We start from the raw sequence: 20,680 nt of genomic DNA, 5'->3' as shown, positions 1-20,680 counted from the left end.
CTTAACGCTGGATAACCCGAGGGATTGGGGCGGATCGGGAGGGGTGATGCGCAAGAAGGCCTTCTTTACATTCACGGTGACGTTGTTCGCTATCGAGTGTGCATTGGGGTTGGTATGGCTATTCGCGCCATGGCTTCTGCCGACCACGCCATCACCCTTTTACGAAAACATCTTTAACCGACCCGCCGAGCCGGGACCGGACGGCTTCGTGTTGCTCGATCCGCTGGCGGCGCATCGTGCCCCACAGCTATATCCCGACAGACTGGGTATCGGTCCGAACGACGTCCTGGGTTTTCGAAATCGATATGTCCCAAGCTATGTTGACGTTGTGACACTCGGCAGCAGTACCACTTACGGCAACAACGCTGTGCTGGAGGAGAACTGGCCGAGTCAAATGCAACAACTCCTTCGAGACAAGCAGGCTCTCGTCTATAACATGGCCACCGGAGGCTGGGGGCCGGTACAGGAATTTGGCGCCCTCGATTACGCGCTGCAATTCAGACCGCAGATCGTTGTGATCGCGTTCAATGGCTATAACGATTCGCTCAATTCCATTGTGATGGCACGCAAGGTCAAGCAGTGGAATTATCTGCTAAACGGTTTAGAACTCGCCCGGGGCATCTACATGACTCCTCCGGACCGAACGTGGAAAACCGCTCTAGAGAGCGGGCAGCCGCTCGAGTTCACTCCTGGGATGCGGCTCGTGTCTAACGATCCGGCAAGCCCTCAAGCAATGCTGGGCTATAAATTGATGGCGCGCATCAGTGAACTGATGGTCGAGAAGGCCAAAAAATCCGGCGTGCATTTGCTGTTCACAATAATCCCCACCAAAGAACTCGTATTCTTGCCATTGCTGACTGCACAGCAAGTGCAACTTGACAACACCTACGCGACTCTAACGAGGAGCGAGGCGGAAAATGCTTTGAAGCTGAAGAACGCCATCGAAAAGGCGGGAGGAGAGTTCGTCGACGTTCTCCTACCGCTGCAAAACGCGGTGAAAACCCATCCCGAGATCTATCCGGAAAATGATAGCCACCCGTTGGCGGGTGGGTACGAGATCATTGCCCAAACTATAGCTGCCTCAACACGGCGTTGGCTGAAGGACAAACCGCACGGATTCGTTGCGGTGCGTGCCGAAAGGGAGTACCCGTTCGACGAAATTTCCCCCTCAAAGGCGGGTTCTGCTGAACTCCTCAGCACCAGCCGGGGTAAATTTGCAGTGTATTTCGCTGATGCCGAGGGGAGCTGGCTTGTTGATCGGCTTCGCGACGTGCAGGGAGTCGATGTCGAATCTATTCCAGTGGTAGATTACAGGGACTTGGCAACCATTCCTATGAAGGGGTTCTACTCGAAGCGGTAGTAGAGCGTCAGGCATTGGAATTAACCGCGGTTTGCGACGCGCAGGGAACAGGATGCCTCTGCGCATCTGGCGAGGTGCGCTCGGCGAGACCATGGACTAGCGACGATCCTTTGGATGACCCGATACCTCGATGGCACATCGCCACGTAAGTGAAAGTTCCTTTCGGCGAAGAAGCTTTTGATGTCGATCATGTGATGATTTTTCGCTTTCGTTGAGCTTGCTCAAACAGTTTGCGACTGAGGCGCATCTTGCTGAACGCCGGAACTTATCGGTGTCCTCTAGCAACAATGGACGTCGAATTTGCGCATCGTTCAGCAGCCCATCAAACAGAGTTAGGAGTTCTCTGAGCGACCAATCGTCCGATGCGTCTTGCTCGTATGTCTGAGCTGAGTTATCTCCTTCATCAACAGCAGACGACGGAGCTGAGCTCCACTTAGAAGCGCTTCAAACAGGGAAAAGAGCTCTCGCGCCTGAACGTACACTTCCATGTTGATAGCATGTTGATCGAAGCCGTACGATCGAAGGCGCGCCTCGATGTCGAGCGCCGCAGAAGCATCCAATTGCCAGTCCAGCGCGTTACCAATGGTGTAGATTTCGGCTACATCCTGGAAATCCGGGGCGATGCCTGCGAGATCGACCCTGCGAAGGGTCATCTCGACGGCCTTTTGGCGATAGGTGCTCAGGAGCCTATGCCGGAGAACCCGGTAACGTTGCATCTCCCAGGAGAGCTCGGCGATGTCGACGGCGAGCAACCACTCGACCGCGGACTGGGGATCTAGGTCGCAGAAAATGGCTGCCTGAATAGCCTGATAATCATCAATGTCTTCGCCGGGAAGAAGTTGCGGCGGAGGACACAGCGCCTTGAATTGAGGCGGCAAGACGCTGGCCAACTGCGGCTTACGAAGGTTGAGAGAACCATTCATTGACCTTGCACCCCCGATGCCGGTCGCGGCGACGGTGCTGCAGCTGTTTCGCTGTTCATCAGATTGACGGGGCTCGAATCCCAAAGCTCCTTTGCGATCGGCAGAGGAGCGATCTGTAGATTAGTCCACCAAGCTTTTTCGTTCCCATGTCTGTGCAGCGATTGATGATGTGATCGACAAAGCGGCACCGTGAACTCGTCGCTTACCTTGCGGCCTAACGTTCTTGGTTGAGCAAACTTGAGGTGATGCGCATCGGCGGGGGTCTTCTGGCAGACCAGACAACCCTGGCTGCGAATAAAGCCGAGGTGATCCTTGCTTCGTCTCCGAGGCGGCTCTTTCGGGAAGGCGAGGCCGACCTCTACTCCGGGCGAGGCCTTGGCAGGCTCCTCAACGTCGCGTCTTCCAGCCGCCACCCGGGGTTGTTGGTCTGCTATATTGAGATCGGGAAGAACGGCTTCCTCGAGCCTCTTCTGGTAGGCAGCTTCGAGAACGCGGGCGTCTGCCTCCAGAAGAGTGTTCTTGAGCGGGAGGCTGATCTTGGCCCAGGCGAGCAGGTGCTCGCCCCCTTCGCGCACCGCAAGCTCGCCCAAGAGCCGATTTAATAACTCAGCGGAGCGGTCAGGCGGAAGGACAGGAGGGCGGTTCAGAACCGGTTTGAGTGGCTTGCCTTTCGGTCCTGGTGCGATCTGTGGTTCGGCGGCGGGAGGCGCTGCGATGAGGTCCGGGGCGTCCAGATCATCCTCCCCGGCAATTCCGACCAAGGCAAACAGGGCATAGCGCCGGGCATAGGTCAGCGCAGCCCCCATTCGGTGCGGCGCTTCGACCTCCTTGGAGGCGCAGACCGGGAGGTCCGAGGAGATCCATTCGCCTGAAGCGTGGGCGAGCAGGGTGGTGAGGTGGATCTGCCCGGTTGGCTGCTCGATCCGCGTGGTCTGGATGGTGGCGATCTCCTGCTGACTCAGGGTTTTGCGGATGATGTCCAAGCCGTTCGCGAGGGAGGCGTACCGGAAAGTCCGGTCTTCCTCCCGCGGGAAGGGCGACCTGATGACGGCGGTCAGGGTCTTCTCGGGGTTCATCAGTTCACCTTGGGCCCGAGCGAGTGCGGCTGCGATGGTCCCGATGCGCTCACTGGACTGGTGCATGGGAGCCCTCCGCCAGCTGGGTCTCGAAGCTGATCGCGCCCGACTTCGAGCGCTTGGCTTTGATGCCGTGGCCGGTCGCCTCCTTGGCATCCTCCGGCATCAGCTTTTTCAGATCCGCTTTGGCGGTCTCGTGCTCGCCATGGGCTTCTCGCGTCCGCAGGTAGGTCGCCGCCAGCTCAGCCCATTGGTTGGAGGTCGACATATCGACGACCTTGACCGCCTCGAGCCTTGGGCGGGGTGTTTCGATATTGAAGAGGATGGGCGGCTCGCCGGTTTGGACGCACCGCCAGAACTTCTTTTCGGCCGTGAGCAGGAGGTGCTGATAGAGCGGATCGGCGTGGATTGTGATCTCGACCCATTTGCCGCCACCGGTGATGATCGATAGCACCGCGCTGCGGGACGCGGTGACCCACATGTTGTGCTGTAGCTGCGCCATGTGCTTCTCGGCCGCAGCTTCCTCGGTAAAGGCCCAGGGCAGCATGAACTTGGCTTCGAAGACGGCGCCGGTCTGCTCGACGGTCCCATCCAACGTTGCGGCCATCCATTTGTGGATGGGATGGCGAATGCGCTTCTGGATGTCTTTGACGGTGTGACCGCTCGTGCGCTGGTACCAGGCGCGGTTCAAGACCTCCGTCACGGTCCCGAGCTGGACGATCAGATTGTCTGAGAGATCCTGCGATTCGATTTCGCCGCGTTTTTCTCGCCAAAGGCGGATGAGGTTCTCCTGGTCATCCCCCATGATGGTGCGGGCATCCGAGCCGCCGATGAAATGCCGCCGGTCGTTCGGGTTGAATCTGATAATCTGATGCTGTGGCCCGTCGGGGCCTTCACTCTGTACGCTACGCACGGGTATCTCCTACTCCAAGGACAGCGGCGCTCCCCGCCGCACTGCCTGAAGCCCCGCGTCCGCGAGGCGAGATACCGGCGCTACGATCGATGATGGCGCCCGGTCGAATCAGTAACGCTCCAATCCCGGATGAAGGCCAGTCATATCTGCAGCAACAATCTTGCTCGTTTTAGCGGCAGGAATGGCTCTTGTTCTCACGCTCTTAGGGTAAGAAGTATTAAACCGACAAAACGAAGCCAATTCACACATGAACAGAAGACCTAGATGCAAGAGGCGCTCGCAGCGATGTTGTCCGGTCGCATGAATTGTTGAAATAAAGCCGTGATTGTCGGAAGATCCGGCATCCCTCCAACTTGGGCCTGTGAGATTTGAAGCGTCCGGCGGTATTTTTCGATCGTGATGGCGTCCTCAATGAGGACGATGGCTATGCTTTCGATCCCGGCAAGATCCGGTGGGTAGAAGGAGCCCAAGAGGCCGTCAAAGCAGTCAATGACGCAGGGTATTTCGCGTTTGTCGTGACCAATCAGTCAGGAATCGCGAGGGGGTTTTACGAGGAGCGGCATGTACGCAATCTGCACGAATGGATGTCGCGTGAACTTGCTATCGTTGGTGCCCGTATCGATGCGTTCGAATTTTGCCCCCATCACCCCGAAGGTCTGGTTGAGCGTTACCGTGTCCTCTGCAACTGTCGTAAGCCGCAGCCGGGGATGATCAGAGCCCTCCTTGAGCGGTACGCGGTGGATATCGATGGTAGCTTCATGATCGGCGACAAGCAAAGCGATCTTGCTGCTGCGCAAACGGCCGGAATAGCAGCCTATCTGTTTGGTGGATCAAACCTCCATACGTTCATTGCGCCATTGTTGACGGATCCGTCGTACCCTCCGGATCAGTCACTTTCGCATCGCGGAGGAGCCGGAACCGAGGATTGAGGCCGTGGTCTTTCGGAACAAACGGGTTGCCCCATGGCCAAGTAGAAAAATCAAGGAGGCAAGTTGGCGTCAAAGCGACAAGTCGAAGCCAATCGCGCAAACGCAGCGAAGAGTACCGGGCCGCAAACAAGCGCTGGCAAAGCAGCATCGAGCCGCAACGCCTATCGGCATGGCTTATCTCGTTGGGAAGAACCCGCTGGTTCTGGCGTCGATGCAGTCCTTGCGGAAGACTTCAAAGGTACGGATATGGAAGTCGCACTTCAAGATCTGGTTCAAGCTAGGAGTAGGCAGGATCGCCTGCGAGCTCTTAGGTTGGGCCTGATCTCGGCGGTGATTGAGGGCGCGGAACCAACGCAAACAAAATATTTGTCGAGCTTGGAACGGTATGAGAAGACTGCCCTCTCGCGGCAACGGCGGGGGCTCAAACACTTGAAGCGAAATCCCGGATGAGAACCATAGGCCTGGGTGGGATCATCGAAGAGTAGGAGATCGGGAGGCGGGGCGTCGCACCGGGCGTAGTGGCGGAGAGTGGTGGACCGACCATGCCTGTCCACATCGGATGCGACATGAACCATCATCACGTACCGGAGCTAAATGCAAAGGAACCCGCTAGAGCCCGCTGCAGTATGTATTTTACGCCACTTGGCGACCTTATAGGATGCGTCGCTCTTCTGATTGGGAGAGGCGACCCGACTGCTTCGACTAGTGTCGAGAAACCGTAGCCGCCATTTAACGTCACCATACAGACTGCGGCAGTGATCGAAGCACTGTCCTGATCTCGTTCGGAATGGGTACGTTAGCCGCGTAATCAGAACCGAGTTCCTCAAGGCCCTTCGGGAAAGTCCATCGACAACGTATCCAATATCGAAGAAGCTCCGCCAGCATGAAACCGGCGGCCAAGCTCCTCCTACGAAACCATTGCCCGCTAGGAAAACAGCTTGAGACAGACTGTTCGGCAGTAGCGCCATCGAACCCGGGGCGATATGCTAAGTAGTAATGAGTTTGATCGGTCGGCGCATTGTTTACACGAACCTGGCCAATATGCGTTCAAAATCAGTTAGGGAGCGCACGGTCTCGCGCATTTTGGGCCGCCTTTTAGCGCCGACGCACCGCCCGCACGTCGATATGCCTGCCCACTGCGAACGGAAGGGCCAGAGCCAAAACGCCTGCGCCGCCGGTAAGCGGCGAGGCCCCGCCAGTATGAATTGGCGAGCTTCAATTTCGTAGCCTCTGATATTGCCCCGACGCGCCTACCCAATTCGGCTCTTTGTCTTTATTCCATCTGAGAGAGCATACGAATGGCTGCGCTCACGCAAGTGAATGCTCGATCACTGGCACCCATCGCACCAGAATGAAGCCTGACACCTCGCGCACTTTCGGTATTTCAAAGCGTGATCAGCCGTTGTACAGGTTGGGTCGGGATAAACCCGTACCATCCCACGAGATGAACTTGATCCGACGGGGCTCAGGTCGCTCCTAGAGAGTTGATTTGGTGAAGTGAAGCGTTACACGCCTCTTTTCTGTTTGCTCTTGTCAAGCTGTTCTTCAATTTGGGTAGAAGCCTCTGCGCCACCCCCTGCCGTTCAGCCATTTCAGCCGCCACGCCAAGAGGCCCTCCAAAATGGTGTCGGCAAGTCGGTTAAGGAGCAACATTTAGCGCAACCGGTTGAAATATCCGCGCCACGACAGTCAGACCACGGGCCAGGCCGATACTATGTTTGTTTACGGGAGATAAGCCCGTTGGTCGATAAGCCACACCTCACACATTCGGTGTTCTTCGATGACGATGCTTACAAGGGATCTCGACAGTCGGTGATCTTGGAGGACTGTGAGCACCAGCAGTATTTTCGGCTAGACATCGCAACAGCCGAAACCGCAAAAGCCCATCCGAGGCCATGACAGACCGAATCGTCGAACTCTTCCAAACTTATGGGCACCTCTCGCTGGCCTCAGGAATTGCCCTTGCGTTGTTCTTCTTGGCAGCATTGGTGGTTTTCCCCCGCACCATCCTCATTGTGGGAGCCGGTGCGTCATTGGAATAGTAGCGGCGCCGATCATCCTCGTCGCCCGCGCGGCCGGTAGTAGCTCGGCCGAATGACCTGGATGGCCCATTCGGTGACTGGAAGGATGGCAGGCTGGGACGTCTGAGCTCTTTGGCTGGCACTTACAATTATGACGCCGTTCTAGATGATCCAGAGGTTAAGCTGGCGCTAGAGAGACTCGCTGGTGATCGACAAGCAAGGAAGCTCCGAGACTATATGTCAGTTATGGCTCCGATATCGCTCATCGGTTCGGACCTCGTACTGAGAGGCGCCGCCGAGCATCAAGGTGGTATTAAGGAAGCAACCGTTTGGGTTTCGATACACGACGGCTCAATTCGCGCTGCGTTACTCGATGACGGCGGCGTTACGGTACTTGCGCGTGATGCCCGCTACGAGTACCTGCCCGGGGAATTCGCCTGGCCAGCGCGGATCGCAGGCAAATAAAATCCTTGCCTCTAAACGGCTGAGCGGCTTCTTTGCCCGGTAGCGTCCAAGCTGAATAATCAGCGGTCAGACTGCCTGCCCAAGGTGGTCGTTCGATTCGAGAAAAAGATGAAACGAGTGCTCGCTATAGCCGTGATGCTACTTCTGCCGATAACCTGCCTGAACGCCGGATCAACGATTGTGGGCGCTGGCTCGCAATCTTGTACCGCCTGGCTGAATAGGAAGAAGAACTTAGTCGTAAAGGCAGCCTTTGAATCCTGGGTCGTGGGCTTCGTCAGCGGGCTTAACGTGAGTGCCGAGAGAGACATTGTCGGCGGCGGCGATTTCTCCGCGATCGTTGCTTGGATGGACCGGCGCTGCAAATCTAATTCTTCAGATCAAATCGGAGTTGCAGCTCTGGATCTAGCGATGGAATTGGCTGGTAACGCGGCGAAGCGCTGATCTGCTAGACACGCCAGTTGAGGCCGCTAACGTCCTTAGGCCGGGCGGAGCCGCCCGTATTCACGGAGACACATGTGCGGATCAAGCTACCCGAGACAGACCTCAAGTCAGTGCAAAGTCTTGGTAGCATTGAGCTCAAAGACGAAGGGGGCGGACACGTCGGCCAATACTTTTTCGGAAAGGGTCACGGCCGGACCGTCTTCCTATTCGGGAAGTACAAGGGCACTTTCAAGACCCACGCTGAGTGTCAAGCGTTTATCGATGGCGTGACCGCTGTGATTGATGACAACCGCAGCTCCCGCAGCAAGGAAACTGAAGCGTGATGGCAATAGCTTCGATAGCTTGAGTTTTGCGGCAGTTCGCGCATTCTTCTGGCGCGCCGTGGCAGCGCAGACCGGAGCAAGTGTTTGAGCTGGGCGAAGACCTGTCCGATCGAGTTCAGCCGGGTGACTATTTTGGCCGACACGCAATCCTCGCGCCAGCTATTCCGGCTTATGAAAAAGGGCCAGCCCGTATGGCTGACCCTTTAGGTAGATCATGTGACTATGTAAGCCGTCAGTAACGAGAAGCCGACGCGGCGCCCCAATTGAACCGGTAGTTCAGGCCGGCCTTGATGGTGTGCTCGTCATTGCGAAAGCCGACGGCGGTAACAACACCAGCGGCGCTGGTGAAGAGAGCGTTCCGCGTGCCGAAGTCGTAGTACTGGTATTCGACCTTGCCCGACCAGTTCTGGGCGAACATGTATTCGAGACCACCGCCCACGGTGTAGCCGTCGCGACCACCGCCGTTGTTGGTGAAGGTGCCGCCGCCGAAGCCGTTCGTAAGGCGGGAGTCAGCCCAGGCATAACCGCCTTTGACGTACACCATCGCCGGACCCCAGGTGTAGCCGAGGCGACCGGTGACCGAACCGAGCCCACGGTTGACGAAGGGATTGTTATTGGTGTCGAGGAAGCTGTAGTTCGCTTCAATGCCCAGCACCCAGTTCGGTGAGAACTGATGGTCGTAACCGACCTGCGCGCCGCCCATGAACACACCGTCGTTGCTATTGGTGCCGGTGAAGCCAGGGGCCAGAATGTTGTTGTCGCCGCCGAATGCGCCGCCTACGTGACCGCCGATGTAAAAGCCGGTCCAGTTGTAAATCGGCGAGGCCTCCATCGCTGGGGCTTTGGTGTAAGGACGCGCGGCCATATTAGCCGCCGATGCTGTACCCGCTAGGGCGGCAAAAGCGACAGTGGCGAGAAGGAACTTTTTCATTTCGAGTCTCTCAGGTTTAAAGCAGTGCCAAAAGCTACTACCCCAATTCGCCGAATTTGCTGTAGCGGGGCAGACACACAGCGGACTAGAATGCTGAAGCAGCATCCCTTTCGCGAACGACCGCAGGCAACGGCGCTTCAATGCGGAACATTCTGCGCTCAATCGCCGTCACTCCGCGCTTGCGAAGATCAAGAGAGTAAAGCTTGGCCATCCATGCTGCCCTCGGCCCAGCCAGAATGTGGTGATCAGAGACACCCTGTTTTGCTAATCCCAAATCATTCAGCTTAACCTCATCTCGCTCTAGATGATCTCAGCTGACTGATTGGAACCTTGCCGTCGCTGCGGCCAAAAGCGGACGTCGCGCTGCCTGGTCTGAAAGGCGACTCGAGGCTTGCGCCACGTCAGACCTCTGCATCTTAGGAACTGGCCGAGGCGCGCTGCGACTCTTTAAGGAGCCGCACCGTCATCGCCGTGGCAAGACCCGTGGCGATCAAGTACGCGGGGGACATGTTCCACCCGCTACCAGGGTGAAGAAGGCCCAGATCGAATCGGCCTGTGCCCACATTGCGCCGTTGAAGAGCACCGTCGGCGCAAGCCAAACTGCGCAAAATGCCACCGATGCGCGCAACGGCACCCTTGTCGCTCGCCAGACGATCTGGGCCACAGCGATCGCGCAGCCCAACTCGAAGACGGCCGAGATCGCTTTCACGAGGGACAGTGGCTGCCCCAGCCAATCAAATCGCGCGGCAATCAGCAGGAGGTAGCTGTAAAACGGGGTGTAGTTGGTGAAAGGTTCCGCCAGCGCGCCGATCCCATGACTTCGAGCAAAGGCATACCACGGGATCAGGAACTGAATGGCGTCGTCCGTAGCGTGCTCCCGGGCGAGGTAACGGAGCGCAAGGCCTGCAAACCCGCACACCATCAGCAGGGCAATCGCAAGCCGCGAGTTCGTGTCGTCTGAATTGGTGCCGGGGCCGGGCCGTGCCACGGAGGCGATCACTGTAGCCTCTTTCGTGACGCGATACTCATGCTGGCGTTTTCTCGTTTGGATCACCCTAACGAGTAACAATGCAAAGGTTGTATGAGCAGCGTGTGTGCAGTTCGCGGGCTGCCTTCAAACAAATTGTTTGGTTACCGAAGGCTTTAGAGAACTGCCTCGAAAGAGACTCGCAGCAGGAGGGCAAGCCACAATAACCGGCCTTTAGGGTCCCCAGGTCTTTGCTGTTGGGGAAAATGATCGTTGAGCAAACGGTTTGGATTCAAGTGGTGGGCCGCATTGGTGATGCGCGATGAGGAACTGATTGGGGCGCCGTTTCCTTGGGGAAGCCCCTTTGTTGGGCGTCGATGATGTTGCGTCGTTCGGCCCCGAAGATTAGAGGCTCGTTAGCTAGAGGCTCTTGGAGCTTTTGGCGGCCGACCAAGCTTGGGTCGCGGTAGCGCTGATCTGTGTGGAAGCGCAACGATAAGCAGCCGAAGCTGCATTGCCGCGAGGACCTTCAAAATTCTGCTGAGATTTGGATCCACGGCGCCGCCGAATGTCTTGTACATTGTTCTTCGCTCGATCCCGGCCTCCCGCGCCAGGGCGGAGACATTCTGGGACAGCACGGCTTCTTTCAATGCGAGGACGGCCTCCTCGAAGCGGTTGCTGGCGAAGCCTTGCGTTAGTCGCTTTGCGAGCCCTTCGAACGCATCAGGGGCCGTCCAGCTCGGTGCACTCTGCACCTCAGACGGACCCGCCCGCACCACGGAGGCCTGCACGTTGAGCGCATCAAAAAGCCTCAGGATTCGGCTGAGCTGAGGGTCGATTCGCCCCCCGAATGTCCTGTACAGGGCATCCCGTCTTAGACCAGCGTCCCGCGCCAGCATCTGCACATTTTGGGCTCGCATAACCAGGCTGAGACCCGTCCGCGCGGCATCAAAGTCGTTTTCTTTCATCTTTTCAGTTAGATAATTGGCTATGGCCGCTGGATTGTCGCGGAAAAAGTCGGCCAGGATTGCCTTGTTGCTAGTCAGCATCGCCCATCGATTGCCCGTCACTGTGGCCCTCGGGTTACAGCATTTTGGGCCGCTTGGGATAGATTACCCAAGACATCGACGCACAGCGCTTGGGGATTTTTGTGATGAAGAAGATTTTGTTTGCTCTCACCGCGATCGCGGCGATGACGGGTTCAGCTTCGGCAGCTGACCTTGGCGCCCGTCCCTACGTGAAGGCCCCCATGGCGGCCCCCGTTGCCAACTGGACCGGGTTCTACATCTTCGGCGGCGGTGGCGGCGGTCTCTCCGCTTCCGACCAGCACGTCCAGGGTACGGTCAGTGGGCTTCCGCTGACGATCGACCAGCGTCAGGGCGGTTCGGGCTGGTTCGGCACCGTCGGTCTCGGCTATGATTGGCAGTTCAGCGGTACCTGGGTCGCCGGCGTGTTCGCTGACGGTCAGTTCGGCAGCATTCGTGCCACCGTCCAAGATCCGAGCTTCCCCGGCGGTGGCATCACCGGAAGCCAGAAGCTGGAGGACTCTTGGGCCGCTGGTTTGCGCCTTGGCTATCTCGTCGCTCCGAACGTTCTCTCCTATGTCAACGGCGGTTACTCAGGCGCTCACTTCGGCCAGACCAACTTCCTGACGCTGGCCGGCGTTCCCGCTGGTGTCCATCTCAACAGCTACAACCGCAACGGCTGGTTCATCGGTGGCGGCGTCGAAAACAACCTGAACATCTTTGGCATCCAGTCGCCCGGCTGGTTCATGAAGACCGAATATCGGTCGGCCTTCTACAATGCGAAGACTTCGAACGAGCTGTTCGATGTGACCAACACTCTCGTCGGCCGCGACATCCGCGCCAACACCTGGAACCAGACGATCTCGACCTCGCTAGTCTACCGCTTCAACTGGACCGGTCCGGTCGTTGCGAAGTACTGATCTGAACGCTAGGCTCAGACGGCAAAGCCCCGGGATCGCCCGGGGCTTTTTCGTTGTATGGCGTGCATCTGCATCGAGCGAGCGAGTAGGTTAGCGGACGCCGCAATTGAAGCCGGCCTGTTCCGTTAGGTTACGGAGCGTATTCTTGAGGCGAAATCTAGCGCGAACGTCCGGCGCCTCGGCCAGCCCGCGTTCGGCACCAGCCGAGCGCATTCCGGGCTATTATTCGGCAGCCTCCCTCATGCAAGCCTCTCCGCATTGGCGCCGTGCGGCGACCGCCCCAAACGGTTCTCCCGTCGCTTCCAGGACGGCATCAAGTCCGCAGACGGTCTGAAGTCGCCGTAGGGCGACATCGCAATACCGGGGATCAATTTCGATGCCGTATCCGATGCGCCCGGCGCGCTCTGCCGCAATCAGGGTCGTACCCGAGCCGAGGAAGGGATCGAGGATCAGGCCCTTCCTGCGTGAACAGTCGCGAATCGCATCCTCGACCATGGCGACAGGCTTCACGGTTGGATGCAGCTGAAGATCGGCGCGGTCCTTGCCGAAGGCGTTCACGCCGGCGTAATCCCACACGTTAGTCCGGTTCCGCCCGAACTTGCCGAGCTCGATATTGTTGATGTGGGGAGCCGTGCCGGATTTGAACACGCAGACGAGTTCGTGTTGCGACCGGTAAAACGAGCCCATGCCGGCGTTGTTTTTGGTCCAGACGCAGAGGTTCTTCAACTCAGTATAGACGCCCTCGGCGGCTGCGAGCATGTCCTGGATGTGTCGCCAGTCGATGCACTGGAAGTGTATCGCGCCGTTCACCGTGTGGGCGACGAGGTGACGGAAGACCGCGTTGAGAAAAGCGGTAAACTCGCCTTTCGACATCTCTCCCGAGGCCATGGCAAAGTCGGGGTGAATGATCTCGCCATGACAGGAAACGTTCCCGGCGATCGGCACGTTGTAAGGCGGGTCGGAGAAGACCATCTGAGGCCGCTTGGTCCCGAGCAGGGCTTGATAGGTCTTAGCTTCGCTTGAATCGCCGCAAATCAGGCGGTGCTCTCCTATCCGCCATAGATCTCCGCTTTGGCTGATGGTCGGTCCTGCAGCAGGTTCAACGAGTTCGTCGGCAGCGTCCTCGCTCGCGTGCGCCGCTTCCGCCACCTCGCCGATAAGGATATCGATCTCAGGGATTTCGAATCCTGTGATGGTGACATCGAGGTCGATTTCGAGGTTGGAGAGATATTGCAGCTCGAGGCCGAGCAGGCGCTTGTCCCAACCGGCGTTCTCCGCAAGCTTGTTGTCTGCGATGACATAAGCTCGGATTTCTGCCTCGCTCATATCCGCGAGCCGGAGGATCGGTACTTCAGTGATGCCGAGCAACTTCGCCGCGGCGAGGCGGCCGTGACCCGCGATCACGCCGTTATCTTGATCGACGAGAATAGGATTGGTGAAGCCGAATTGCCGGATGGCGGCGGCGATTTGCTCGATCTGCTTCTTGGAATGAGTGCGAGGATTGGTCGCTCGCGGGTTGAGTTTAGTTGGGTCCAGATAATTGATAGCGAGCTGGCTATGTCTTTGTAGGCGTTGCAGTCCGTTTTCCACGATGAAGCTCCTTGTGCGGTGGTAACAAGGCTTCTTAGCGGGCGGTCGAGACCTCCTCATTCAGAATAATAGACGGCCTATTTTTTTGAATGGACCTCATTGAGGAATGAACGCCAATCCATCCGAAGGTGCCATTCTAGGACAATGCGCTCCGCAGCCTTCTGATGCGGAGGCTTATGATCTGCACCCCTGATGACATGGGCCGGGCGGGCCTGGTCTTCCGCCTTTTGTTCGTCCACTAAGCGCGGAAGGAGGATTTTGTATTCGCCGATCGCCGCCCACAAGCAGAGCTGCGCCAAGGCGCTTTTTTGCGGTCGGCCCCGCTTGCCTTTCAGCTGGCCCCGCACTCCCATGATCACCAGTGGTCTGAGCCAAGGAGGCAGAGGATGCTCCGGGTTCGCCTCTAGCAGACATGCAAGCTGCTCCGGCGTGGGCAAAACGCCATCTTGAATTTGCCGCCTCCAATACTCGAAGCTGGTTTCGTCAAAGAGATCGTATAGCGTAGGGCCCTGGTTACTCATGTCGGCCGCTGTATTTCATATGGTACGCCAGCAAGGCCTGACCGTAGATCGTCGGCTCGCCGCGCGCGGCCTTGATGAATTCCTCCGCATCGAGGTTGATTGCGCTGCTGGGCTCAACCTTGTCTCTGTTTCGCTCCTCCTCTCGCGCGATGAATTCCTCCATCGATATCGGCTCCGGAACGACGAGGTAAGCCCTGGCTTGGTCGGTTGCGTTCGGTGTGATGCGCGCCCGGAGCTTGCTCAACTCTTCGGCTGCTGTGGCGGAGCCGTCGGCGGCAAGCGCTTTAAGTTTAAGGATAGCGACGTCAAGCCGCGTCATCAGCTGCCGTTTACCTCCCATTGTGACGGGGACCTTTTTGAGTGCAAATTTTCGGGTGATCCTGGTCGGACTGACGGCTCCTTTTGGCCGGCCGGCCGGATTGCCCGATTGGCCTTTCTTGAATTGTGAGGCCTGAGGCGGCAGCCTGCGCCGACCTGCCGCGCCGTTTGGGTTCGGCTCGTCAGTAGACATTCTCGCCTCCAGCGCGGGCCTGACGGAGCGCGTCCTCTTTGAGCGTTTTCAGACGAGCAAGATCGCGCTCATATTCGGCCAAATACGGCCTTAACGTCTCCTTGCTCCACGGAGGCCGGCCCTCGCGTATCAGAACGTAACATGCAAGGTCGAATGGTATGTCTTTCGGGGCATGAATCACGGCCGAATGCTGCAGGACCTCGGGGTCGAGCAGCCCGGCGCGTTCGCACTCGCGCAGGAACTGCTTGATCGGTCGAAGTTGCCCCTTGATCGTTCTCGCAAATAGGCCGTGAAGCGTGGCCTCGTGCGGGTGCAGCTTGGTCGTCCGCCCGTTGAGTTTGACCTCGATGGGCTGGTCTAGAAACCTTGCGAGATCTGATGTTCGTCCTGAACGAGCGCCAGTTGCCTCGCTATGCCGCGAGGGCTGCGGGCGTACTCCGAATTGAGTGGCCTTCGGCGGCTTCCCGTAACCGACATCGTACGAACGCCGCTCGGCTTGCACGGGTGGGGTGCCGCGCTTGCCGCCATCGCTTTCATCGAATCCCATCGTCTCAACTCCACTTTGGCATCCGAGCCGCGGAGTGAGACCTCTCGTGCAGCAGAAAGCTACGCAAAGACGCAACACACCGCGGCGCTGTTTGCGCGCATCTGGTTCATGTCGAATTTCTCTGGTGTTTCTGAGCGGCGACTTCGGGTCCGTTGAACCCTATCGCTACCGCTTATCTAGTCATCAAAATCTCAGTCGTCAAACATATTTGGCCGTATGCGAACCTGCATTGATGCAGAGGAGATGAGCAGGTCGGAGTGGCGCTTCTTCGCGTGACAGCCGTAGCGTTCCCGCAAACGAAAAAGCGAATTCCCGCGATCGTTTTGACGGGAATTCTGCGCCCAAAGCTTTGTTTCCATTGCTTCTTTCGCGAATTCACATCGATCAAGCACGTCTTTCGTGAAATCTGCCCTGTTAATTCCCGATGGTGTCCCAATCAATCTACCGCTCGTCCGCGATCACCTTGCCGTCGTTCGGTAGCGCGCCGGGCCCCACCAGTTCAACCTCGCCTCCAAGTTTCGTCACGGCGCGCAAAGTGCCTGCAATCTCCTCGCGCAACGCATCGTTCGCGGCCGCGGTCTCCGCTTTCAGCGTCATTGCATCGGCCTCGCCTCGGCGCGTGACGACGAGGCGTAATCTTCCGAGCGCGGAATGGCGCTTGCCGATCTCGGCGACCTGCTCGGGTCGGACGAACATGCCCTTGACCTTGGTGGTCTGGTCGGCGCGGCCCATCCAGCCCTTGATGCGCATGTTGGTGCGCCCGCAGGGGCTGGTGCCCGGCATTGCCGCGGTGAGGTCGCCGAGAGCGAGCCGGATCCAGGGATGGTGCGGGTCCAGTGAGGTCACGACGATCTCGCCGACGTCGCCGGGCGCCACGGCATCGCCGGTCCCAGGCTTGACGATCTCCATGATGAGATCCTCGTTCACGACCATGCCGTCGCGCGCGCTGGTCTCGAAGGCGATGAGGCCGAGATCGGCAGTGCCAAAGGCTTGGTAGGCATCGATGCCGCGCGCCTTGATCTCGGCCTGGAGCGAGGGCGGGAAGGCGGCGCCCGAGACCAGCGCGCGCTTGATCGAGGAGACGTCGCGGTCCGAGCTTGCGGCAGCATCGAGCAAGATCTTCAGGAAGTCCGGCGTGCCGCTGTAGCCGACGGGACGGTAGGCCTCGATCAGCTCGAATTGCTGCTCGGTATTCCCTGGACCAGCCGGGATCACGGCGCAACCCAGCGCGCGGGCCGAGGCATCGAAGATGAAGCCGCCGGGGGTGAGATGATAGCTGAAGGTGTTGAGCACGATGTCATCGGGCCGGAACCCGGCCGCGAACAGCGCCCGTGCGCCGCGCCAGGGGTCGGCTTGCCGCCCCTCCGGCTCGAAAATCGGCCCGGGAGAGGTGAAGAGGCGGGCGAACGAGCCGGGCGCCGCCGCGACGAACCCTCCGAAGGGCGTGGAGGCCTTGTGCAGGGCCGGCAGTTCCGACTTGCGCAGCACCGGCAGGCCCGCCAGTGCCGCCCTGGAGGTCACGGTAGCCGGATCGACGCCTTTCAGCCGATCGGCATAGGCGGGCGCGGTCATCGCAGAGCGCAGCACGCCGGGCAGGCGGGCGAACAGATCGACCTCGCGCGCGGCTTGCTCGCGCGTCTCGAGGGCGTCGTAATGGGCGGTCATGGCTGATCTTTCCGGGTTGGCATCCGTTGCGCGCCGCCGCCGGCATGGGTATCAGACGGCCATGGACGGGGTTTGAAGGGGACGCGATGGCGGACGAGGGAATCAGTGCGGCGGACGAGGCGGCGGACGTCGTCGCGCGCCTGAAGCGCCGCATGATCGACGAGGCGCTGCCGCTGTGGTCGACGGTCGGCTGGGACCATGGGGCGGGTGGTTTCATGGATCGGCTGCACCGCGACGGCACGGCGGACGTGACCGCGCCGCGCCGGGTGTTCGTGCAGGCCCGCCAGATCTGGTGCTACGCCAAGGCTGCGCAGATGGGCTGGTACCCTGACGGGCGCGCCATCGCGCTGAAGGGGCTCGAGCATCTGCTCGCCAAAGCAAAGACGCCCGACGGCCGGCCCGGCTACGTGCACCGGCTGACGCCGGAGGGCGCGGTGCTGGACGGCCGGCGCGACGCCTACGACCACGCCTTCATCCTGTTTGCGCTCGCGGCCGTCTATGCGCTCGACCAGGACGCACAAATTCGCGCCGAGATTGATGCGCTGCTCGCCTTCCTCGATGGCCATCTGCGCTCGCCGCACGGCGGCGTCCACGAAGGCCTTCCGGTCTCGCTGCCGCGCCGGCAGAACCCGCATATGCATCTGTTCGAGGCGATGATCGCGTGCTTCGACGCAACCCACGATTTGTCGTTCCAGAACCGTGCCGGCGAGTTCTTCGCGCTGTTTCTCGCCAATCTCTACGACAAGCGGACGCGCGCGCTCGGCGAATATTTCGAAGAGGACTGGTCGAAGATCGCGCCGGTCAGCGTCGAGCCCGGCCACCAGGCGGAATGGGTCTGGTTGCTGAAGGGGTTCGAACGCATCACGGGCTGCCCGACCGGACAGCGGCGCGCCGAGCTGCTGGAAACCGCGCTGCGCTATCGCGACGAGGCCACCGGCTGCCTGATTGACGAGGGTGACGATGCAGGCAACATTCGCCGCACTACGCGCCGGCTGTGGCCACAGACCGAGATTGCGAAGGCGTGGATCGCTCAGGCCGAATCCGGCGAGGCGGGCGCGGCGGGCGAGGCGCGCATGGCGCTGGCGCGGCTCGAACGCCATTATCTCAGCCATCCCGTGCGGGGCGGCTGGTACGACCAGTTCGAGCGCGATGGCAAATCGCTGATCGACACCATTCCTGCGTCGTCGTTCTATCATGTTCTCTGCGCAGTCACGGAAGCGGAACAGGTATTGGAAGGTTAAAGCCAGCGCTTGCGCCGCTTGAAGCTCTTGAGGTTCTTGAAGCTCTTGCGCTGGTCGCCGGCGCCGCCGAGGTAGAATTCCTTGACGTCCTCGTTGTCGCGCAATTCATCCGCGGTGCCGTCGAGCACGACCTTGCCCTGCTCCATGATGTAGCCGTGGCTCGCCACCGACAGCGCAGCGCGGGCGTTCTGCTCGACCAGGAGAATGGTGACGCCGAGGTCACGGTTGATCTTCTGGATGATCGAGAACACCTCTTTGACCAGCAGCGGCGACAGACCCATCGAGGGTTCGTCCATCAGGATCATCTTCGGGCGCGCCATCAGCGCGCGGCCGATCGCGAGCATCTGCTGCTCGCCGCCGGAGAGATAGCCGGCCAGTCCGGTGCGCTCCTTCAGGCGCGGGAAATAGTTGAAGACCATATCGAGATCGGCGCCGACCTCGCGGTCCCTGCGAGTGAAGGCGCCGAGCTTGAGGTTTTCCAGCGAGGTCATGTCGGCGACGATGCGTCGGCCCTCCATCACCTGGAAGATGCCGCGGCGGACGATTTTGTCGGGGTCGATGCCATTGATCCGCTCGCCTTCGAACACGATTTCGCCACGCGTGACTTCGCCGTCCTCGGTCTTGAGCAGCCCCGAGATCGCTTTCAGCGTCGTCGACTTGCCGGCGCCGTTCGCGCCCAGCAGTGCCACGATCGCGCCTTTGGGCACGTCGAGGCTGAGGCCGCGCAGCACCAGGATGACGTCGTCATAGACGACCTCGATGTTGCGCACGCCAAGGAGAGGCGGCGCGGGTACGACGGTCGGGGAGGGGCGAGCTGCTGCTTCGTGAATTTCGGTCATGCCTCATACTCCGCTGTCGTCGCCCGGCTTGACCGGGCGACCCAGTATTCCAGAGACGCCTGAGGACTCACGGAGAGATCCCGGCGTACTGGATCCCCCGCCTTCGCGGGGGATGACATTTGTGCGTAAGGTGAGCGCCAAGCTCACCAGCCCAGCAATTCCGGCTTGCGCGGCAGCTCGACGGTCTTGACCTTCTCGAGCTTGATCGCGCCCTTGGCCATGAGGTCGTTGAGGTCGCCGTCGGTCGCGCCCGCAATCTTGGTGCGGTAGAGATCGACCTTCAGCGTGCCGCGGTGGTCCTTGTCGGTCCAGGTCGAGGGATTGCAGACGCCCTCCATGCCTGATGGCACCCAGTCCTTCTTCTGGTAGAAGCCCTTGGCAACGTTCTCGCCGGTGGCGCCGCCGTTCTTGGCGGCCCAATCGATCGCCTCCTTCATGTAGAGCGCCGAGCACACCGCCGCGATGTAGTGCACCGGGCGATAAACCTTGCCGGTGGGATCGGACATCTTCGAGATCTCCATCACCGTCTTCATGCCGGGCGCATCGCCGCCCCAGCTCACCGCGGTGCGCAGCGGGAAGATCACGCCGTCGGCGGCATCGCCTGCGGTCTTGGCGGCGTTCTCGTCCATGCCCCATACGTTGCCCATGAACTGGATGTCGACGCCGGCGGTCTTGCAGGCCTTCATCACCGAAATGTTGGACGCGGCGGTGTTGCCGAGATAGGCGTAGTTGGCGCCCGAGGATTTCAGGCTCAGGCACTGCGCGCTGTAGTCACCCGGCGCGAGCGCGAACACCAGCGGCGGCAGCACCTCGAAACCGAGCTCCTGCGCCATGGCTTCGCCGGCGGCCTTCGGCGCGTTCGGATAAGGGTGGTTGGCGCCCATGTGGACGAATTTCGGCTTGCCGGACTTGCCCTTGGCCTTCCAGTCTTCGGCTGCCCACATCAGCATCGCGCGCAGCGAGTCCGAATAGCTCGGACCATAGAAGAAATTGTAGGGCGCGGGCTTGGCCTTGCCGCTGACGCCTTCGGGATCGGTGAGGGCGGCGGCGTAGGAGCCGGAGAGGTCGGGGATTTTATCCTGTGCGAGGAAGCCGGTCAGCGCTTCGGTGTCTGCAGTGCCCCAGCCCATGATCGCCGCGACCTTGGAGTCCGGCGCCGACCACTTCTTGTAGAGTGCGATCGCGCGCGGCACCTGATAGCCATAGTCGTTGGTGTCGACGTTGATCTGCTTGCCGCTGACGCCGCCGTTCTTGTTGACCCAGGCGAAGGTGTCGGCGACGGCCTGGCCGTAGGGCGTGCCGACGTCCGACGTGCCGCCGGAATAATCGGCGAGATGACCGATCGCGATCTGCGCCTGCGCGCCTGACGAGAATGCGGCGATCGCCAGGGCGAGCGAAGCGGTGCTCAAAAGGGATTTTGTCTTCATTGGTTGCCTCCTCCTGCTTATTTGTTGGTTAGAGAGTTGCCCGCG

Annotated in this window: 20 protein-coding genes; 6 read left to right on the top strand and 14 right to left on the bottom strand. The window is 59.7% G+C overall.

Annotation, left to right across the window (positions count from 1 at the left end):
• The first annotated feature begins 46 nt into the window (after positions 1 to 46).
• Positions 47 to 1,360 carry a GDSL-type esterase/lipase family protein gene (locus BRA471DRAFT_RS25720; RefSeq protein WP_007612558.1) on the top strand — a complete coding sequence of 438 codons (1,314 nt, stop codon included), beginning with the start codon at positions 47 to 49 and terminating at the stop codon, positions 1,358 to 1,360.
• Between the two features lie 332 nt (positions 1,361 to 1,692).
• On the opposite strand, the gene BRA471DRAFT_RS25715 is transcribed toward BRA471DRAFT_RS25720, so the two are convergent.
• From BRA471DRAFT_RS25715 to BRA471DRAFT_RS25705, 3 genes are read right to left on the bottom strand one after another with little or no spacing between them, the layout of a single operon-like run.
• Positions 1,693 to 2,283, bottom strand: coding sequence for a hypothetical protein (locus BRA471DRAFT_RS25715; protein ID WP_007612556.1), 591 nt, complete (start codon positions 2,281 to 2,283; stop codon positions 1,693 to 1,695).
• Entirely contained in the window at positions 2,280 to 3,425 is a 1,146-nt protein-coding gene (locus BRA471DRAFT_RS25710) for an ERF family protein (RefSeq protein WP_007612554.1), read from the bottom strand. The genes BRA471DRAFT_RS25715 and BRA471DRAFT_RS25710 overlap by 4 nt, the downstream gene beginning before the upstream one ends.
• Positions 3,409 to 4,227, bottom strand: a complete 819-nt coding sequence (locus BRA471DRAFT_RS25705; RefSeq protein ID WP_371258331.1) for a YqaJ viral recombinase family protein — start codon at positions 4,225 to 4,227, stop codon at positions 3,409 to 3,411. The genes BRA471DRAFT_RS25710 and BRA471DRAFT_RS25705 overlap by 17 nt, the downstream gene beginning before the upstream one ends.
• A 413-nt stretch (positions 4,228 to 4,640) precedes the next feature.
• Here BRA471DRAFT_RS25705 and BRA471DRAFT_RS25700 point away from each other — a divergent pair, with 413 nt between their 5' ends.
• The 3 genes from BRA471DRAFT_RS25700 (at position 4,641) to BRA471DRAFT_RS25685 (ending at position 8,451) form a co-directional block, all read left to right on the top strand.
• Positions 4,641 to 5,201 (top strand): HAD-IIIA family hydrolase, encoded by a 561-nt coding sequence (locus BRA471DRAFT_RS25700; protein WP_007612552.1) that lies wholly within the window; start codon positions 4,641 to 4,643, stop codon positions 5,199 to 5,201.
• A 2,594-nt stretch (positions 5,202 to 7,795) separates the two neighbouring features.
• A complete protein-coding gene (locus tag BRA471DRAFT_RS25690) occupies positions 7,796 to 8,128 on the top strand; it encodes a hypothetical protein (protein WP_035975130.1) in 333 nt (110 codons plus the stop codon).
• 74 nt (positions 8,129 to 8,202) lie between these two features.
• Complete coding sequence (locus tag BRA471DRAFT_RS25685) at positions 8,203 to 8,451, top strand: hypothetical protein (protein WP_007612551.1); 249 nt, start codon at positions 8,203 to 8,205, stop codon at positions 8,449 to 8,451.
• A 232-nt stretch (positions 8,452 to 8,683) separates the two neighbouring features.
• Here the strand turns inward: BRA471DRAFT_RS25685 and BRA471DRAFT_RS25680 are convergent, their stop codons facing one another.
• From BRA471DRAFT_RS25680 to BRA471DRAFT_RS25670, 4 genes are all read right to left on the bottom strand, one after another.
• The gene (locus BRA471DRAFT_RS25680) at positions 8,684 to 9,382 is read right to left on the bottom strand and encodes an outer membrane protein (RefSeq protein ID WP_007612549.1); all 699 of its coding nucleotides are present in this window, start codon (positions 9,380 to 9,382) and stop codon (positions 8,684 to 8,686) included.
• An 85-nt stretch (positions 9,383 to 9,467) separates the two neighbouring features.
• Positions 9,468 to 9,593 (bottom strand): hypothetical protein, encoded by a 126-nt coding sequence (locus BRA471DRAFT_RS40035; protein ID WP_256379918.1) that lies wholly within the window; start codon positions 9,591 to 9,593, stop codon positions 9,468 to 9,470.
• A gap of 279 nt (positions 9,594 to 9,872) precedes the next feature.
• The gene (locus tag BRA471DRAFT_RS25675; RefSeq protein WP_007612548.1) at positions 9,873 to 10,382 is read right to left on the bottom strand and encodes a hypothetical protein; all 510 of its coding nucleotides are present in this window, start codon (positions 10,380 to 10,382) and stop codon (positions 9,873 to 9,875) included.
• 383 nt (positions 10,383 to 10,765) lie between these two features.
• Positions 10,766 to 11,419, bottom strand: coding sequence for a DNA-binding protein (locus BRA471DRAFT_RS25670; protein ID WP_007612546.1), 654 nt, complete (start codon positions 11,417 to 11,419; stop codon positions 10,766 to 10,768).
• Positions 11,420 to 11,502: 83 nt separating this feature from the next.
• On the opposite strand from BRA471DRAFT_RS25670, the gene BRA471DRAFT_RS25665 reads away from it, so the two are divergent.
• Positions 11,503 to 12,294 (top strand): outer membrane protein, encoded by a 792-nt coding sequence (locus BRA471DRAFT_RS25665; protein ID WP_007612544.1) that lies wholly within the window; start codon positions 11,503 to 11,505, stop codon positions 12,292 to 12,294.
• Positions 12,295 to 12,516: 222 nt separating this feature from the next.
• Here BRA471DRAFT_RS25665 and BRA471DRAFT_RS25660 read toward each other — a convergent pair whose 3' ends face one another.
• The 5 genes from BRA471DRAFT_RS25660 to BRA471DRAFT_RS25640 all read right to left on the bottom strand — a co-directional run bounded on the left by BRA471DRAFT_RS25660 (position 12,517) and on the right by BRA471DRAFT_RS25640 (position 17,128).
• Positions 12,517 to 13,884, bottom strand: coding sequence for a DNA methyltransferase (locus BRA471DRAFT_RS25660; RefSeq protein WP_007612542.1), 1,368 nt, complete (start codon positions 13,882 to 13,884; stop codon positions 12,517 to 12,519).
• Positions 13,885 to 13,961: 77 nt separating this feature from the next.
• The gene (locus BRA471DRAFT_RS25655; RefSeq protein ID WP_007612540.1) at positions 13,962 to 14,405 is read right to left on the bottom strand and encodes a hypothetical protein; all 444 of its coding nucleotides are present in this window, start codon (positions 14,403 to 14,405) and stop codon (positions 13,962 to 13,964) included.
• The gene (locus BRA471DRAFT_RS35820) at positions 14,398 to 14,916 is read right to left on the bottom strand and encodes a DUF5681 domain-containing protein (RefSeq protein ID WP_007612538.1); all 519 of its coding nucleotides are present in this window, start codon (positions 14,914 to 14,916) and stop codon (positions 14,398 to 14,400) included. The genes BRA471DRAFT_RS25655 and BRA471DRAFT_RS35820 overlap by 8 nt, the downstream gene beginning before the upstream one ends.
• A complete protein-coding gene (locus BRA471DRAFT_RS25645) occupies positions 14,906 to 15,463 on the bottom strand; it encodes a hypothetical protein (protein ID WP_007612536.1) in 558 nt (185 codons plus the stop codon). The genes BRA471DRAFT_RS35820 and BRA471DRAFT_RS25645 overlap by 11 nt, the downstream gene beginning before the upstream one ends.
• Before the next feature lie 441 nt (positions 15,464 to 15,904).
• The gene (locus BRA471DRAFT_RS25640) at positions 15,905 to 17,128 is read right to left on the bottom strand and encodes a phenylacetate--CoA ligase family protein (RefSeq protein WP_007612534.1); all 1,224 of its coding nucleotides are present in this window, start codon (positions 17,126 to 17,128) and stop codon (positions 15,905 to 15,907) included.
• 86 nt (positions 17,129 to 17,214) lie between these two features.
• Between BRA471DRAFT_RS25640 and BRA471DRAFT_RS25635 the strand changes: the two genes are divergently transcribed.
• Positions 17,215 to 18,369, top strand: coding sequence for an AGE family epimerase/isomerase (locus tag BRA471DRAFT_RS25635; RefSeq protein WP_007612532.1), 1,155 nt, complete (start codon positions 17,215 to 17,217; stop codon positions 18,367 to 18,369).
• Here BRA471DRAFT_RS25635 and BRA471DRAFT_RS25630 read toward each other — a convergent pair.
• Positions 18,366 to 19,208 carry an ABC transporter ATP-binding protein gene (locus tag BRA471DRAFT_RS25630; protein ID WP_007612531.1) on the bottom strand — a complete coding sequence of 281 codons (843 nt, stop codon included), beginning with the start codon at positions 19,206 to 19,208 and terminating at the stop codon, positions 18,366 to 18,368. The genes BRA471DRAFT_RS25635 and BRA471DRAFT_RS25630 overlap by 4 nt on opposite strands.
• 143 nt (positions 19,209 to 19,351) lie before the next feature.
• Entirely contained in the window at positions 19,352 to 20,635 is a 1,284-nt protein-coding gene (locus BRA471DRAFT_RS25625) for an ABC transporter substrate-binding protein (RefSeq protein WP_007612529.1), read from the bottom strand.
• Between the last annotated feature and the right edge of the window lie 45 nt (positions 20,636 to 20,680).

The organism is Bradyrhizobium sp. WSM471 (assembly GCF_000244915.1).
Taxonomy (GTDB): domain Bacteria; phylum Pseudomonadota; class Alphaproteobacteria; order Rhizobiales; family Xanthobacteraceae; genus Bradyrhizobium.
This window is presented reverse-complemented; position numbering and strand designations above follow the sequence as displayed.

Bases quoted from the DNA above. Each gene is read 5' to 3' on its own strand.
- BRA471DRAFT_RS25690 (WP_035975130.1), top strand. From the start codon at position 7,796: ATGAAACGAGTGCTCGCTATAGCCGTGATGCTACTTCTGCCGATAACC.
- BRA471DRAFT_RS25640 (WP_007612534.1), bottom strand. From the start codon at position 17,128: ATGACCGCCCATTACGACGCCCTCGAGACGCGCGAGCAAGCCGCGCGC.
- BRA471DRAFT_RS40035 (WP_256379918.1), bottom strand. From the start codon at position 9,593: ATGGCCAAGCTTTACTCTCTTGATCTTCGCAAGCGCGGAGTGACGGCG.
- BRA471DRAFT_RS25710 (WP_007612554.1), bottom strand. From the start codon at position 3,425: ATGCACCAGTCCAGTGAGCGCATCGGGACCATCGCAGCCGCACTCGCT.
- BRA471DRAFT_RS25665 (WP_007612544.1), top strand. From the start codon at position 11,503: ATGAAGAAGATTTTGTTTGCTCTCACCGCGATCGCGGCGATGACGGGT.
- BRA471DRAFT_RS25635 (WP_007612532.1), top strand. From the start codon at position 17,215: ATGGCGGACGAGGGAATCAGTGCGGCGGACGAGGCGGCGGACGTCGTC.
- BRA471DRAFT_RS25630 (WP_007612531.1), bottom strand. From the start codon at position 19,208: ATGACCGAAATTCACGAAGCAGCAGCTCGCCCCTCCCCGACCGTCGTA.
- BRA471DRAFT_RS25645 (WP_007612536.1), bottom strand. From the start codon at position 15,463: ATGGGATTCGATGAAAGCGATGGCGGCAAGCGCGGCACCCCACCCGTG.
- BRA471DRAFT_RS25655 (WP_007612540.1), bottom strand. From the start codon at position 14,405: ATGAGTAACCAGGGCCCTACGCTATACGATCTCTTTGACGAAACCAGC.
- BRA471DRAFT_RS25680 (WP_007612549.1), bottom strand. From the start codon at position 9,382: ATGAAAAAGTTCCTTCTCGCCACTGTCGCTTTTGCCGCCCTAGCGGGT.
- BRA471DRAFT_RS25720 (WP_007612558.1), top strand. From the start codon at position 47: ATGCGCAAGAAGGCCTTCTTTACATTCACGGTGACGTTGTTCGCTATC.
- BRA471DRAFT_RS25715 (WP_007612556.1), bottom strand. From the start codon at position 2,283: ATGAATGGTTCTCTCAACCTTCGTAAGCCGCAGTTGGCCAGCGTCTTG.
- BRA471DRAFT_RS35820 (WP_007612538.1), bottom strand. From the start codon at position 14,916: ATGTCTACTGACGAGCCGAACCCAAACGGCGCGGCAGGTCGGCGCAGG.
- BRA471DRAFT_RS25625 (WP_007612529.1), bottom strand. From the start codon at position 20,635: ATGAAGACAAAATCCCTTTTGAGCACCGCTTCGCTCGCCCTGGCGATC.